The 12761-nt window shown below is 46.4% G+C and carries 14 protein-coding genes and 1 tRNA gene; 6 read left to right on the top strand and 9 right to left on the bottom strand.

Annotated features, from left to right (window positions below; genetic code table 11):
- Window position 1: 1 nt before the first annotated feature.
- Window positions 2-1078 (bottom strand): zinc dependent phospholipase C family protein, encoded by a 1077-nt coding sequence (locus tag EHQ17_RS09085; protein ID WP_135595288.1) that lies wholly within the window; start codon window positions 1076-1078, stop codon window positions 2-4.
- Window positions 1079-1153: 75 nt separating this feature from the next.
- Here EHQ17_RS09085 and EHQ17_RS09080 point away from each other — a divergent pair, with 75 nt between their 5' ends.
- Entirely contained in the window at window positions 1154-2422 is a 1269-nt protein-coding gene (locus EHQ17_RS09080) for a diaminopimelate decarboxylase (RefSeq protein ID WP_135595289.1), read from the top strand.
- Window positions 2400-3128: an IspD/TarI family cytidylyltransferase gene (locus EHQ17_RS09075; protein ID WP_135595290.1), complete on the top strand. Its 729-nt coding sequence runs from the start codon at window positions 2400-2402 to the stop codon at window positions 3126-3128. Before EHQ17_RS09080 ends, EHQ17_RS09075 begins: the two co-directional genes overlap by 23 nt.
- 374 nt (window positions 3129-3502) lie before the next feature.
- On the opposite strand, the gene EHQ17_RS09070 is transcribed toward EHQ17_RS09075, so the two are convergent.
- A complete protein-coding gene (locus EHQ17_RS09070; RefSeq protein ID WP_135595291.1) occupies window positions 3503-3907 on the bottom strand; it encodes a hypothetical protein in 405 nt (134 codons plus the stop codon).
- Window positions 3904-4158: a heavy-metal-associated domain-containing protein gene (locus EHQ17_RS09065; RefSeq protein WP_210412881.1), complete on the bottom strand. Its 255-nt coding sequence runs from the start codon at window positions 4156-4158 to the stop codon at window positions 3904-3906. Before EHQ17_RS09065 ends, EHQ17_RS09070 begins: the two co-directional genes overlap by 4 nt.
- A gap of 477 nt (window positions 4159-4635) precedes the next feature.
- Here EHQ17_RS09065 and cueR point away from each other — a divergent pair, with 477 nt between their 5' ends.
- The 4 genes from cueR to EHQ17_RS09045 all read left to right on the top strand — a co-directional run bounded on the left by cueR (window position 4636) and on the right by EHQ17_RS09045 (window position 7674).
- Entirely contained in the window at window positions 4636-5043 is a 408-nt protein-coding gene (gene cueR / locus EHQ17_RS09060; protein ID WP_135595292.1) for a Cu(I)-responsive transcriptional regulator, read from the top strand.
- Window positions 5044-5115: 72 nt separating this feature from the next.
- Window positions 5116-5197: transfer RNA gene (locus EHQ17_RS09055), tRNA-Leu, on the top strand.
- A gap of 127 nt (window positions 5198-5324) precedes the next feature.
- Window positions 5325-6737 (top strand): MBOAT family O-acyltransferase, encoded by a 1413-nt coding sequence (locus EHQ17_RS09050; RefSeq protein ID WP_135595293.1) that lies wholly within the window; start codon window positions 5325-5327, stop codon window positions 6735-6737.
- Window positions 6706-7674: a hypothetical protein gene (locus tag EHQ17_RS09045; protein ID WP_135595294.1), complete on the top strand. Its 969-nt coding sequence runs from the start codon at window positions 6706-6708 to the stop codon at window positions 7672-7674. The genes EHQ17_RS09050 and EHQ17_RS09045 overlap by 32 nt, the downstream gene beginning before the upstream one ends.
- A gap of 15 nt (window positions 7675-7689) precedes the next feature.
- On the opposite strand, the gene EHQ17_RS09040 is transcribed toward EHQ17_RS09045, so the two are convergent.
- From EHQ17_RS09040 to EHQ17_RS09015, 6 genes are all read right to left on the bottom strand, one after another.
- Entirely contained in the window at window positions 7690-8340 is a 651-nt protein-coding gene (locus tag EHQ17_RS09040) for an FFLEELY motif protein (protein WP_135595295.1), read from the bottom strand.
- A 53-nt stretch (window positions 8341-8393) separates the two neighbouring features.
- Window positions 8394-9140: an SPOR domain-containing protein gene (locus EHQ17_RS09035; RefSeq protein WP_135595296.1), complete on the bottom strand. Its 747-nt coding sequence runs from the start codon at window positions 9138-9140 to the stop codon at window positions 8394-8396.
- On the bottom strand, window positions 9137-9760 hold the full coding sequence (coaE, locus tag EHQ17_RS09030; RefSeq protein ID WP_135595297.1) for a dephospho-CoA kinase: 624 nt from the start codon (window positions 9758-9760) through the stop codon (window positions 9137-9139). Before coaE ends, EHQ17_RS09035 begins: the two co-directional genes overlap by 4 nt.
- Window positions 9761-9973: 213 nt before the next feature.
- On the bottom strand, window positions 9974-10423 hold the full coding sequence (locus EHQ17_RS09025) for a hemerythrin domain-containing protein (RefSeq protein WP_135595298.1): 450 nt from the start codon (window positions 10421-10423) through the stop codon (window positions 9974-9976).
- 3 nt (window positions 10424-10426) lie between these two features.
- A complete protein-coding gene (locus EHQ17_RS09020; protein ID WP_135595299.1) occupies window positions 10427-12109 on the bottom strand; it encodes a bifunctional diguanylate cyclase/phosphodiesterase in 1683 nt (560 codons plus the stop codon).
- Window positions 12110-12311: 202 nt separating this feature from the next.
- Window positions 12312-12716 (bottom strand): STAS domain-containing protein, encoded by a 405-nt coding sequence (locus EHQ17_RS09015; RefSeq protein WP_135595300.1) that lies wholly within the window; start codon window positions 12714-12716, stop codon window positions 12312-12314.
- Window positions 12717-12761: the final 45 nt, after the last annotated feature.

The following is a 12761-nucleotide window of genomic DNA, read 5'->3' as shown; positions in this document are numbered from 1 at the left end:
ATCAAACTTCTTCCAAAGGTGAAAATTCCTTCATGCTGTCTACTCCCTGAAAACGGAGTCCCGTATCCAGGTTGTAGCCCTGGTATTCCTTTAAAAATGCGTTGCGGCTCATTTTGTTTTCGAGATAATTCCACGCGTGTGTCATCGCGTCCTTGCCGTTTTGCGCGGAAAAGTTGATGAGTTCCACGAACGAATCCTCCCTTACTATGGAAGGATCCGCCGGATAATTCCATTTTTTCTTTTCCTCGTTCATGATCCGTTTGTCTATGTGTTCCTTTAGCGGAAGCATCAATACCGAAGAACGAACCCTGTGAAACGTGATCTTATCCAGGAATTTCAACGCTCCTCTGATCCATCTGCTTCTCGAGTCGAGCACACGATGAAATTCCAGATAACCGAGAAAGGATTCGTTCAACAGATCGCCCGGTATGATCTTGTCCTCCGAACCTATATAATGTTTTTTGAATTCTTCAGGGAAGGTCGCCTTAAAACCCCTGAGCCAGAAGTTCCAAAGCATCGGATCCATTTTCCAGTTCCGTTTGTCCGATTTGAAGATTGCGTCCACGTGATGTACGAAATCGTATTCCTTGGGAGTCATTCCCCAGCGGTAATCGAGCAGCCAGGAATCGAGTGCGTTTTCCACCCGCATGTGATTGTATTGGGCGCGACTGCTGATCTTCTTGTCCTTGTTGTAGAAATCACCGGAGATATAGAAGATATACGGATGTGTCACGATGTCCACGGCGCAATGACAGATATAACCCAAGGTGAATGCGATATAACGGTCCCTGTGGATTCCCTCTTCGGTCTGAAGGATCAGATCCAGAAAACTCAGGATGAGTTCCGCGACGGAGTTGTGATGGCTGATGTCTCCCCACACCGTAGCGTTTTTCGTTTTGTGCGGCGAAAGAACATGATAAAAATAAAATATATCCGGAGCTATAGCGCCGATGTTCGCGAACTTGCGGTTGGATTCCGCGCGCATAAGCGCCGCGATTTTTCTTTGATCCGCGGTTCCGTGATCCAGATGTTTACAAACCTGGGAAAGGACTTCGAGATGAGTGATTTTGCCAGCCATGACGGAAAATGCCTTTAAAAAAACGGGACTCTTGCGGAGCCTGTTCTAAAACCATTTAGAAATGTACGTTTCACTATGCAATCAATAGAAAAATTAAAATTTTTGACGGAAGCCCAGGTGCGTTCGATCGCGAAACAATTCGGAACCCCCGTTTTCGTTTATTCCAGAGAGGGAATCGAAAAAAGCTGCGATACTGCGCTCGCGTTTCCGAACGCATTCGGTTTGACCGTTCGATACGCGATGAAGGCCAATCCCAATCGCACCGTTCTCGAAATCATGAAACGTAAAGGGATCCATATCGACGCGAGTTCCGAATACGAAGCGCGACGCGCGATTCATTACGGATTCAAACCGGAACAGATCATGTTGACTTCCCAAGAGCTCGCGAAGGATCTCAAAGAGCTCGTGGAAAAGGGCGTAGTCTTCAACGCGTGTTCGTTGCGTCAGTTGGAATCCTTCGGAAAATTATTTCCCGGTAAAGAAGTCAGTGTTCGTTTTAATCCCGGGCTCGGCTCCGGACATACGAAAAAAACCGACGTTGGCGGAAAAACTTCTTCGTTCGGAGTTTGGCACGAAGACATCGACAAGGTCAAAGGGATCGCGGCTTCATACGGACTGAAAATTTTCAAAGTCCATACGCATATCGGATCCGGAAGTGATCCGGATGTTTGGAGAGCCGTCGCACAGGTTTCCTTGGATATCGCCGCGCAGTTTCCCGATTGTAGGATTCTGGATTTGGGGGGCGGGTTTAAGGTCGGCAGAATGGAAGACGAAAAGACCACCGATTTTCAGACGATCGGAGCTCCGGTCGCGGAGTTGTTCCGCGAATTCGCCTCAAAACACGGAACCAAACTTCATCTTGAGATCGAACCTGGTTCGTTTATGATGGTGAATAACGGAGCCGTCGTCTCCGCGGTGGACGACGTCGTATCGACGGGTAACGGCGGTTATACGTTCGTAAAACTCGATTCCGGTATGGACGTGAATACGAGGCCTTCCCTGTACGCGGCAAGACATCCGTTAGTCGTCGTTTCTGCGGAAGGGAACCGTTCCGGTAAAACAGCGGAATACGTCTACGTGGGACATTGTTGCGAAAGCGGAGATTTGATCACGCAGGCTGAAGGCGGTGGGCCGGTCACGAGAATAACAGAAGAAGCTAAATTAGGAGATTATGTTGTAATGGAAGGGGCGGGGGCTTATTGTTCTTCCATGTCCACCAAAAATTACAATTCTTTTCCCGAGACGGCCGAGGTTCTTGTGGGTACGGACGGAGGGTTTCAGCTGATTCGCAAACGTCAGAATTTGGAACAGATCTTTCAGAATGAAGTCCCTGTTTCTCTCTGAAAAAATCCACGTATTGATTCTCGCCGGCGGCACCGGTACAAGAATGGGAGCTTCCGTTCCGAAACAATTTTTGGAAGTTAACGGAGAGCCGATTCTACTTCATAGTCTGAAACGATTTCAGAATTGGGGCAAACAGAAACGGATCGTGTTGGTTTCCCACGAGGATTCGATGGAAAAAACGGAAACGATCTGTTCTCCGTATCTTCGGGAAGACGATCGTATCGTGGAAGGCGGGGATTCCAGACACGCTTCCACGCTTTGCGGTTTGTCGGCGCTCGAACTTCAAAACGAAGATATCGTGTTGGTTCACGACGCCGCGAGACCTTTCGTTCTCGCCCGAGATCTGGATTCTCTTTGTGAGAACGTTCGTAGGGACGGTGCGGCTACTCTCGCCGCGAGAACGTCGGAAACAGTATTAGAAGAACGTAATGGACAAACGGTTTCGCTTTTGGATCGGGAACACGTTTGGTTTATGAAAACTCCTCAGGGGATTCGCGGAGACGTAGTCAAGGAGTTGCTTTTTTCCTCCACAAACTCCGAACCTACGGATCTTTGTTCTTGGGCGTTGAGCGCCGGAGTCAAAGCTGCGATCGTAGAATCCCATCCGTTCAATCTCAAAATTACGCGGAAAGAAGATGTGGAACTTGCGGAGGCGTATTCGGTTCTTTTCCGGAAACTTTTCGAAACCGTCGATAGAAACGACTGAGCCCGGGCGTTCGGTTTTGTCGTTTGTCTGATCTGGCTGCCGCTCGAAAAAGGCCTTTGTCGCCTCCTTGGATCGTCTTATTCGTCGTTTATCGCCGGTCCTCCGACCTTTTTTGGGAAAAGGAAGTTTTGTTTTTCGGGATGTACCGTATTTGCTTTGGGAAGGAGGGAGTTCCCGCATCGTTTGTGGGAAAAATTACCTCCGACACGTTGAATCCGCTTACAAACAGGATCTTTCCCGAATGTCTTCCTACAAAGTTTTACCGACGAAATTACGCGGGAACTCCCGCGTAATTTCCGATTTCACGAAAAAATTTTCCTTCGAAGTCGGGACCCAACCTTTTCCGCGGAAGTCGCCTCGAATCGTCGGAATTCCTACGGAACGTTTCGAACAGGGAGATCATACACGGCTTCGATCCCTTCCATTTTTTCCCGTGTGGCCTTTAAGACGATTTTGCCGACGGCAGGAAGATCGGAAACCGGACAGAAAAAATGATCCGGATGGGATTGGCATTGTAGCTTTTGTTCCGACTTCCCTCGAACGATTTTCGCAGAAAGGGCGCCGTTTTTTGTGGAAGGATTTTTAAATTCGATATCGAGAAGATAAACCTTGAGACCGTCCTTTAAAACGATCAATTCCGTGTGAAAACCGCCGGGCATACGAATCAATCCCCCGTTGGGGCCGGATTCGTGTTCCCCATGCGCAAGAATATCTTGATGTACGAATATACTAATCCATAGAAAAAAAATCGAAAACATTTTCGCGGACGAAGTTCTCATGATAAACCGCCTTTGCCTTCCTTTACGGATTCTATTCTCGACCCGAAATCGGAACGTATGTTCCGGACGGGAAAACCGCATTCTTCGATGAGGTCGGCCGATTCCTTATCGGAGAGTTCGCTTTGAACGAAAACACTTTGATCGGAAACTTTCGCGTTCCCTGGAACGGTCGGATCCACGGATTTGATCGACTTCGTAACGACTCCGGCACAACTGGGGCAGGTCATATTTTCCACCTTAAATTCAAACATAAATTTTACTCCTGCCGGTTTCGTAGAACCGGCCGTAAAACCAAGGGTAAACCCTCCCACTATGGTAAAGTCAATACCCGCCTTCGAAAAATTTCGTTAATTTAGAAATTTTTTATCGAACGAACTCAACCTTCCCATAAGGACAAGGTTTTGGATTTCGAAGACGAATCGAAAATCGCGAATCGAAACTTCGAAATCGCAGAGATTTAGCGCGGTGAAAAGGGGCGGGGCCGTTTTAGAAATTCCATTTCGAACTGGACCAGAACGTAACTTATCCTACGGTATCGGTCGTTTTGAAACGTGTCGTTTTTTTCGATCGAAGAGAACGTAAAGTGTCACCGAACGATCGATTCCTATTGACGGAAGAAAAAAAATGGAACGATATGATCTCGATGTGTCGCACCGCTTCCAAGTCGGAACTCGCCCTTCGCAAGACGGAAACGGAGTCTAACAAAGAACGAAAACGAGGTCTTCTTTATGAATATAGGCGAAGTTTCCAAGGAGTCGGGGGTCAGCGCAAAACAGATCCGACATTACGAATCGATCGGTCTGATTCCTAAGGCGAGAAGAAGGGATTCCGGTTATAGGACGTATTCTTCCGACGACGTTCATATCCTTCGGTTTGTGAAACGTGCGAGGAATATGGGATTCGCGCTCAAGGAGATCAAAAAACTCGTCGGACTTTGGAGAAATCAGAGTAGGGCGAGTTCCGAAGTGAAGTCGCTTGCCTTGGCGCATCTCAAAACACTCGAGAATAAAATCGCGGAACTACGGGAAATGGCGGACACGCTCCAACATCTCGCGCACCATTGTAAAGGAGATCACAGACCCAGTTGTCCGATTTTGAAATCTCTTTCCAACGAAACCGAAACGACCTCGACGTAGGAACTCCCCGTTTAACTTTCCGTCTCTTTCCGCTTGACGCCGTCGGAACTTGGCGAACATTGGAGAGACCGCGCGAGTATGGTGGAATTGGTAGACACGCCAGATTTAGGTTCTGGTGCAGGAATGTGTGGGGGTTCGAGTCCCTCTACTCGCAAGCGCTTCTCGCACAAAGCCAGCTCCCGCTTTTGACTTTACAATTACGACGAATCCCAAAATCTGATTCCACCCAATCGACACGAACGTCGGATCATCGACGACGGCTTTTGTAGAAGAACGATTTCATGTTATTCAACTCGATTCATTTTCTCTTATTTTACCCGATCGTCGTAGCGGTTTATTTTTTTCTTCCTTTTCGATTCCGCTGGATTCTGCTCCTACTCGCCAGTTGTTATTTTTACATGGCCTTTATTCCGGCCTACATCCTGATCCTTGCGTTTACGATCGTATTGGATTATTACCTCGCGCTTTGGATCGAAAACGCGTCCGGTTCTAAACGAAGAATGTTTTTGATTTTCAGCATCGTATCCAATGTAGGAATTCTCATCTTTTTTAAATACTTCAACTTTCTTCTCGATAACACCGGAGCCGTTTATAAGTTTCTCTTCTCTTCGGACCTGCCCGTTTCTCCGTTGAACATCGTTCTTCCGATCGGACTTTCCTTTCATACGTTCCAGTCGATGGGTTATATCGTCGAAGTTTATCAGGGAAAAATCAAGGCCGAGCGGCATCTGGGATACTACTGGGTTTACGTGATGTTTTTCCCGCAATTGGTCGCAGGTCCCATAGAACGCGCGCATCATCTTATGACCCAATTCCATCGGGAACATAAACTACTTTTCGAAAACGTTGAAAAGGGTTTGAAGTATATAATTTACGGTTTTCTAATGAAGCTCTTCGTCGCGGACCGATTGTCCGTTTTCGTGGACGCGATGTACGACGATCCGTCCGGAAAATCGGGGGGAGATCTTCTATGGGCCACATATTTTTTCGCCTTTCAGATTTACTGCGATTTCGCGGGTTATTCAAATATAGCGATAGGAACCGCAAAAATCCTAGGGATCGATTTGATGAGAAACTTCGACCGTCCTTATTTCTCGGCGGGCGTTTCGGAATTCTGGAGTCGTTGGCATATCTCGTTGTCCTCCTGGTTCCGGGACTACGTCTATATACCTCTCGGCGGAAATCGAGTATCAACATTTCGGCATATTCGAAATTTATTAATCGTTTTCGGTTTGTCCGGAATTTGGCACGGAGCGAATTGGACCTTCGTCGTTTGGGGATTGTGTAACGGAGTTTATCTCGCCGTCGAAACGCTTTACCGTCGTTACGTAAAAACCGAAGTATTCGGTAAAACCGTGTTCCGATGGATCGGCGTTCTGATCACGTTTCATTGTATACTTTTTAGTTGGGTTTATTTCCGTTCGAAATCGATCGAAGTAGCCCATCTTATCCTACAAAGAATCTGGGAATCCGCGTCGGGAGCTCCTCTGGATCTGATCGTAGAATTCCAAAAGAAGGCGGGAATTTTCGCCATCGTAGTTTTTCTAATCTTGGAGACTGCGTTTCCGGTTTGGGAAAAAACGAAAGAAAACCGGGCGAGGTATGTCGATTGGGTAGTAGCGGGAATGTTCGTCGCATTCACACTGACGGGAGGCGTTTTTTATGGATCGAGTTTCATCTACTTCCAATTCTAAATCGCTGCGTTATGCGAGCTTGTTGTTCGTCCTTCTATTGTCCGTGTTTTCGTTCGACAGGATCTTATATTCGCTTTTGTTCAATCAATACGACAAGATGTTCTCGATGGCCAAGAATTTCCAGGCAGGCGACGTTCTGGTCGTAGGTTCGAGTCATATACTGTGGGATTTGGATCCCGCCGAACTCGGAGCCGGAATCGGAAAACGGGTTCGGCTTCTCAACGTCCCCGGAGCGGACCTCGTTCTCAGAAAGGAGATGATCTCGGAATTCATCCGAGTCAATCGCAACGAACGACCTGCGCTGATCGTATTGGAAACGGACAAGTTGGTCTTTCATCGCGGTCGATATCCGGATTCCGCCTATAAATCCGTAAAGGGATACTATCACAGGGGTTGGTTCGTCGATTTTCTGGATCGTAAGATACGGGCAGAAGAATCGACCGCGGAATATTCCGCATTCCGCGTTTCACGCGCGTATTCCTTGAATTCGTTTTCACATTTCGTATTTTCCAAGTTATACGACAAATATCTTTCCGGAGCGTTTCGATGGAGTTTACACGCGACCGAACCGTCGGGAGACGAAAGGATAGAATCTTGGAAAAAACAATACCAAACCTTCCTTCCTGAAACCGATCCTAACTTAATTTCAGAACTTCATGAAATACTAAAGTTGACCGAGCGAGACGGAATACGGACTATCCTGCTGGAAACGCCGAACTACTACTTCTCCTCCGAGGAGGACGCAAAATTCTCCGTCGTTCGTTCCAAACTCGCGGAAATCGCCGAAAACCACCGTACGACGTATGTCCGTCTGAAACCGGAATACTTCGAGACCAAGCCGGAACTGTTCTTCGACGCTTCCCATCTTCATCCCGTCGGCAAAGCGGAATACACGCGCGAGTTTATAAGTAAATTAAAATCCTTGAATGTGTTTTGAAGTAGAGACCCGATTTTAGTTGGAAACTTCGCCGACCGGATTCCCGGTTTCGAGTTTTCCTATCAGTCGATTTTCCCTATCTACAAAGGCTTCGATAAACGGATTGAGATCACGAATTTTACTCGATAATTCGTAACCGGCCTCCATCGTTTCCACGAGCGACGTCGCGCCTACCATAGAGGCGGCCACTTTGATCGGCGCCATTACGAGTTTGATCATGGGAAGTTTGGAAAGGGAAAAGAAAAAACGGAGAGTATTTCCGACCATCTGGATTTGACGTCGTCTGTCTTCGAAACGTTCGGTTTCTCCCATGGCCGCGTATAGGTTGTCTCGGGAGATGAAGCCGTTCTCAATGAGATTATTTTCTATAACGACTTTGGCGGTGTCGTAGTCCAGGGAATCGGTAAGTCGGTTTAGCAGAATGATCTGATGTATGTTGTCGGTCATGGATTTTCCCGCGACCGTCTTCAGCTTTTCGTAAAGGCTTTCCAGCGCGTTATCCCTTTCCTCCTTGTTCGAAGGAGAATAAAGATTGTGCTCGAAAAAATCCGGGATTCCGTCGTATCCTTTGATGGTGGTCAGCAGATCCGAATACGTTGTGCGGAGCCTATCGATCGTAGCGCTTACCACCGCTTTGCGCGTTAGCTCTAACACGTGTTGATCCATTCGTAATTCAGAAACAGGTTTCGTAGGCTACGCGAAGAAGGTCAATATAAAAATCAATCCTTGACTACGATGACTCCGGATCTCAACTTCGCGGGCAGCTTAGTCGCCAATCCTTCTGCTTCTTTTTTAGACGAAGCGGAGCCAAAACGCACCGTATAATATCCGTTTCTGGATCTTTTGACGGTCGCTTTCGTATTTTTTTCTTTTCCGGAAATCGTTTTTTTCAGTTCGTCCGCTTTTTCTTTTTCCTTGAACGCGGCGACTTGAAGAGAGTAACCGTTTGACTCTTCCGAATCCTGGGTTTTTGCCGAAACACGTTTCGACTTTTTCTCCTCGGTCCGTTTTATTTTTTTCGATTCTTTGGAAGTTTCCGGTTCCTTTACAGAGAGGGTTTCGAGTTCGGCCTTGGGTTCCCTTTCCGAAACCGACGAAGCTGCGTTATTCGATTTTTTGAATTCCACCACCTCCGTTGCAGGAGGAATATTTTTGAAAGCGACCGAATCCGAACGGTTCTGCGTCTGCCCGGACGGGGAGGCGGAACTCGCCGCCGGGATTTGCCCGGTAACGTTGTCGTTGGTTTGTGTCGGAACTTGGCCGGGTTCTGAAAACGGAATCGTACTTTGAATTTCAGAATTTCTAATGTCGTTTAACGCCAGGGATTCTTCCGCACCACCCGCGCGTTTTTTGCCCACGGAAACGCCCAAAAAGAAAAACGAACAAAGAAGGCCGAGTAAAAACAAAGAGAGTATTAGAATTCTCTTATTATCCAGATTGATTACGTAAAAAATCTTTTCCTTCATGACATTCTTCCTGATAAAATTGTATAAAGACGTCGGCACTCTTCCCTAAGGGATTCCAGATTGCCTTTGTTGTTTACTATATAATCGGCTTTTTTTAGTTTTTCCGAGAGAGGGAGTTGGTTGGAGATTCTCGCTAAAACCTCCTCTTTTTTCATACCGTCCCGTTTCATGGCGCGTAAAATCGAGATTTCCTCGTCCGAATCCACCGTGACGGTCGCGTCGCAGAGGGAATGTGCGTCGGTTTCGAAAAGAAGAGGGACCTCCCAGACGACCAGTTTTCCCGCCGCATCCGTTTCCAAAAGTTTCAGAAAGTCGGCGCGGACCCTCGGATGAATCAGTTTGTTTAAACCGTTCAGTTTTTCCTTGTCGGAGAATACGATATCGGAAATTTTTTTCCGATCCGGGTTTCCGTTCTCGTCGAGGATTTCCGGACCCAGCAGTTCCACGAGTTCGGAAAGAATCGGGGATTCCGATGACGTATAACGTTTTGCTAAATTGTCCGCGTGGATCACGAACGCACCCGATTCCTGCAGAAGTTGCGTCGCGGTACTTTTACCACCGCCGATCATCCCGGTGATGCCGACGAGAAACGCCTTTTTCCCGGAAGAATTCTTCTGCATGCGCTCAGATTAAGGAAACGCCTAAAAAGTACAAGCAAAAAAGAAACGCGTTCGATTTCGGGATTTTATCGGAGTTTTTTTCCGATCTACTTACGAATCCGACGTTTACGTACGAAGCGGTATGACATCGGAGTCGTTTCTTCGGTCCGAGTTTCCATCCGCGGTATCGGAATTTTTTCGAAAGGTAAGGTAGTTTCGGTAAGACCTCGCGGTTTAGAGGATTTCGGAGTCCGCAGAAAGTTTACGCAGAATGTCCTCGATCAAAGGATAAAACTCCGCTTCCTCCCGATCGATCCTATTTTTCAGATGTCTCATGATCTCAACGGTTTCGCTGCGAAAGCTGGAGATGTTTATCTCGATGGTGAGCGGATCGGAATATTTGCTGGCGTAGTCGAGCAACAGATCCTTTAATCCGAACATCGTCTTCCGGTATTGCTCGAAAAGGGAGACTAACGTAGGAGAGTTTCGGGTATGATTCTCCATCCTGAAATACAACATCGTGTCTTCAAGATTCAGATGAAAGAGCAGGGACGCCGAGAATACGGACAACAACTCGACTAGATGTCCTATGTTCGGATTAGGTTTGTCCATTTCCGATTCGATCTGATAAGCGTATTCGTTTATGATAATATGTTGGGACTTAAGTTTCGGTATAAGTTCCACTGTTTAATTCCTGGTAAGTTTGTTTTTCAACTTGGACTTTACGTATTCCTCGGCCTTCGACGCTTCCAGGGGGTATGAGTAATGGAAACCCTGCGCGAAATTGCAGTTGAGTTCCCGTAAGAGTTCGTGTTGGTTGGGATTTTCCACTCCTTCGACGATGATCGCTTTGTCCATCGCTTGGATCAGATTGATTAGGGACGAAATGATCGTCTTACTGGATGACTTAAAATAATTAAAGAGAAAGATCTTATCCAACTTTATATAATCGACCGGAAGAGTCTGGATCCTTCCTAAAGAGGAGTAACCTTTTCCGAAGTCGTCTATGGCGATCCTATATCCGTATTCCTTCAAAAGCGAAATTATTTTGTTCACTTTGACGAGATTGGTGTCGAACGAATCCTCGACGATCTCCAGTATGATCGAGTTGGGTGAAATTCCGTAAAAATCCGTGGCTTCCTTTAAAACGTTGAAAATCTGTTTGTCGTGGAGCTGTTTAACGGATATATTCAAAGATATGCATATTTGATTTTCTTTAAGTTCGGACGTGTTATAGAATTTTAACGTGTCCCAGATCAGCCATTCTCCGATCGTTTTTATGAAACTTGAACTTTCTGCGATTGAGATGAAACTTGCCGGCATCAATTTCCCCTTTTCGGGATGATTCCAGCGCAACAACACTTCCATGGAAAGGATCGAATCCTGTCTAACGTCGAGTATCGGTTGATACGCGAGTTCCAGCTCGTTTCGGTTCAGCACTTTTCGCAGATCGATTTCTATTTTGGCACGGGTGGCGTTCTGTTCTATGGTTTGGCGATCGTAGTGGTAAAAGGAATTCGGTCCGATAAGAGAGGATTGTTGAATCGCTTCCTCCAAAATACGCAACGAATTGAGATCCGAATTGGCGAGTTGGTCGAATTGGGCGTAACCGACGTTCACGTTTAGATGGAATTCTCGTTCCCTATACGTGAAGGGAAAAGAAAATAGAAGTATGATACATTCCGCGAACCATTCCGCTTCCATTTCGGATTCGATATTTGAGGTGGCGATCAGGAAACGCTCGGGCCCGAGTCGGAATATCTGATCCCCTTTGGAAATGTATTTTTTCAAACGATCCGCGATCTTTAGGGCGATGGATTCGTAATAAAAATTGTCCTCTTTGTTCAGGATCGAATCAGGATTGGAGAGCGATATCAGGTAGAGAAAATAATCCTTCCTGGATTTATTATTATAGATTCGTTTGTTGCTATAGATGGAAAGAAAGTAGTTCTTGTTCGGAAGTCCCGTAAAACGATCCAAATAAAACGATTCCTTAAAATCGGTGGAAAGATTTTGCCTGACCGCTAAAAAACGGAGGGCGTTAACTTCCTCCAAATCGTGAAGGATGAAATTCAACATCAGGGTATAATCGTTGAAATAAGCGACGTCTAACGCGCCCGATTCAAGGAGAATATTAGAAAGCCCGATTTCTTTATCGTAACGCGTCTCCTTCGAGGTCTTTAAGTGTGTCAAAAGCGCTTCGTAGATGCTCGGAAAATTCGGTGATTGCAACAGTTCGTCCAAGGTTGAATTCGTGTATAGGGTTTCCCAGTTTTTGGAAAACAGCACGATACCCTCTTTGGAGTTATCCGAGCAGAATTTGATCGCCCTTCTTAGGATAAGCGGAGAAACGGGAACGTTATTTGACATTTGCACACGACCTATATCCCTCAAGTCTATCAAGGGCGGTCATGATTGAAAAACGGACTTATAAATCTATGAATTCGTTGTTATAAGAAATTAGGAGCCGTTGTGTGAAACGGTTTTTAAGAAAAGGCAACGGGTAATATGCGAATGCGGTGAAGTGAAGCGGCTCTTTTTCAAATCCTAAGAGCCTTAACGAAAGCAGAATTTATTTGGCGAGAAGACGAATCGATTCGGTGAGATTGGCAGCGGTGCGGAACAGTGATTTGAGTCTCGTTAGCTCCAACATTTTTTCTATTTCGGGAGTGAGGGAAAAGAGGACCAGGCTTCCGTTCGGTATTTTTCCGAGTCGTGCATGCGCCGCTATAAACGCTGCGATTCCAGACGAGTCCATACTTTTAACGGCGGATACGTCTATTAGAAGAATGTAAATTTCGTTGTCGATCGCCTCGTTAAAGGCGTCTTTGAGTTTTTTGGCCGAGAAGATATTAATTTCCCCTTGAATTTGAATGATAACCGCCGGTCCGGGTAGGGTTCCGGCCGAAGATATGTGCTCGATTTTGATGTTCATATCGTTCGTTTGATATCGAATGGGATCGGATTTCGTTTCCATAGATGTACCTTTAAACTGTGTCTTCGGTTTGGAGATTTTTATCAA

The organism is Leptospira gomenensis (assembly GCF_004770155.1).
GTDB classification, from domain to species: Bacteria; Spirochaetota; Leptospiria; order Leptospirales; family Leptospiraceae; genus Leptospira; species Leptospira gomenensis.
Note: the sequence above shows the minus strand (reverse complement) of the source record. Positions and strands in the feature narration are given on the sequence as shown.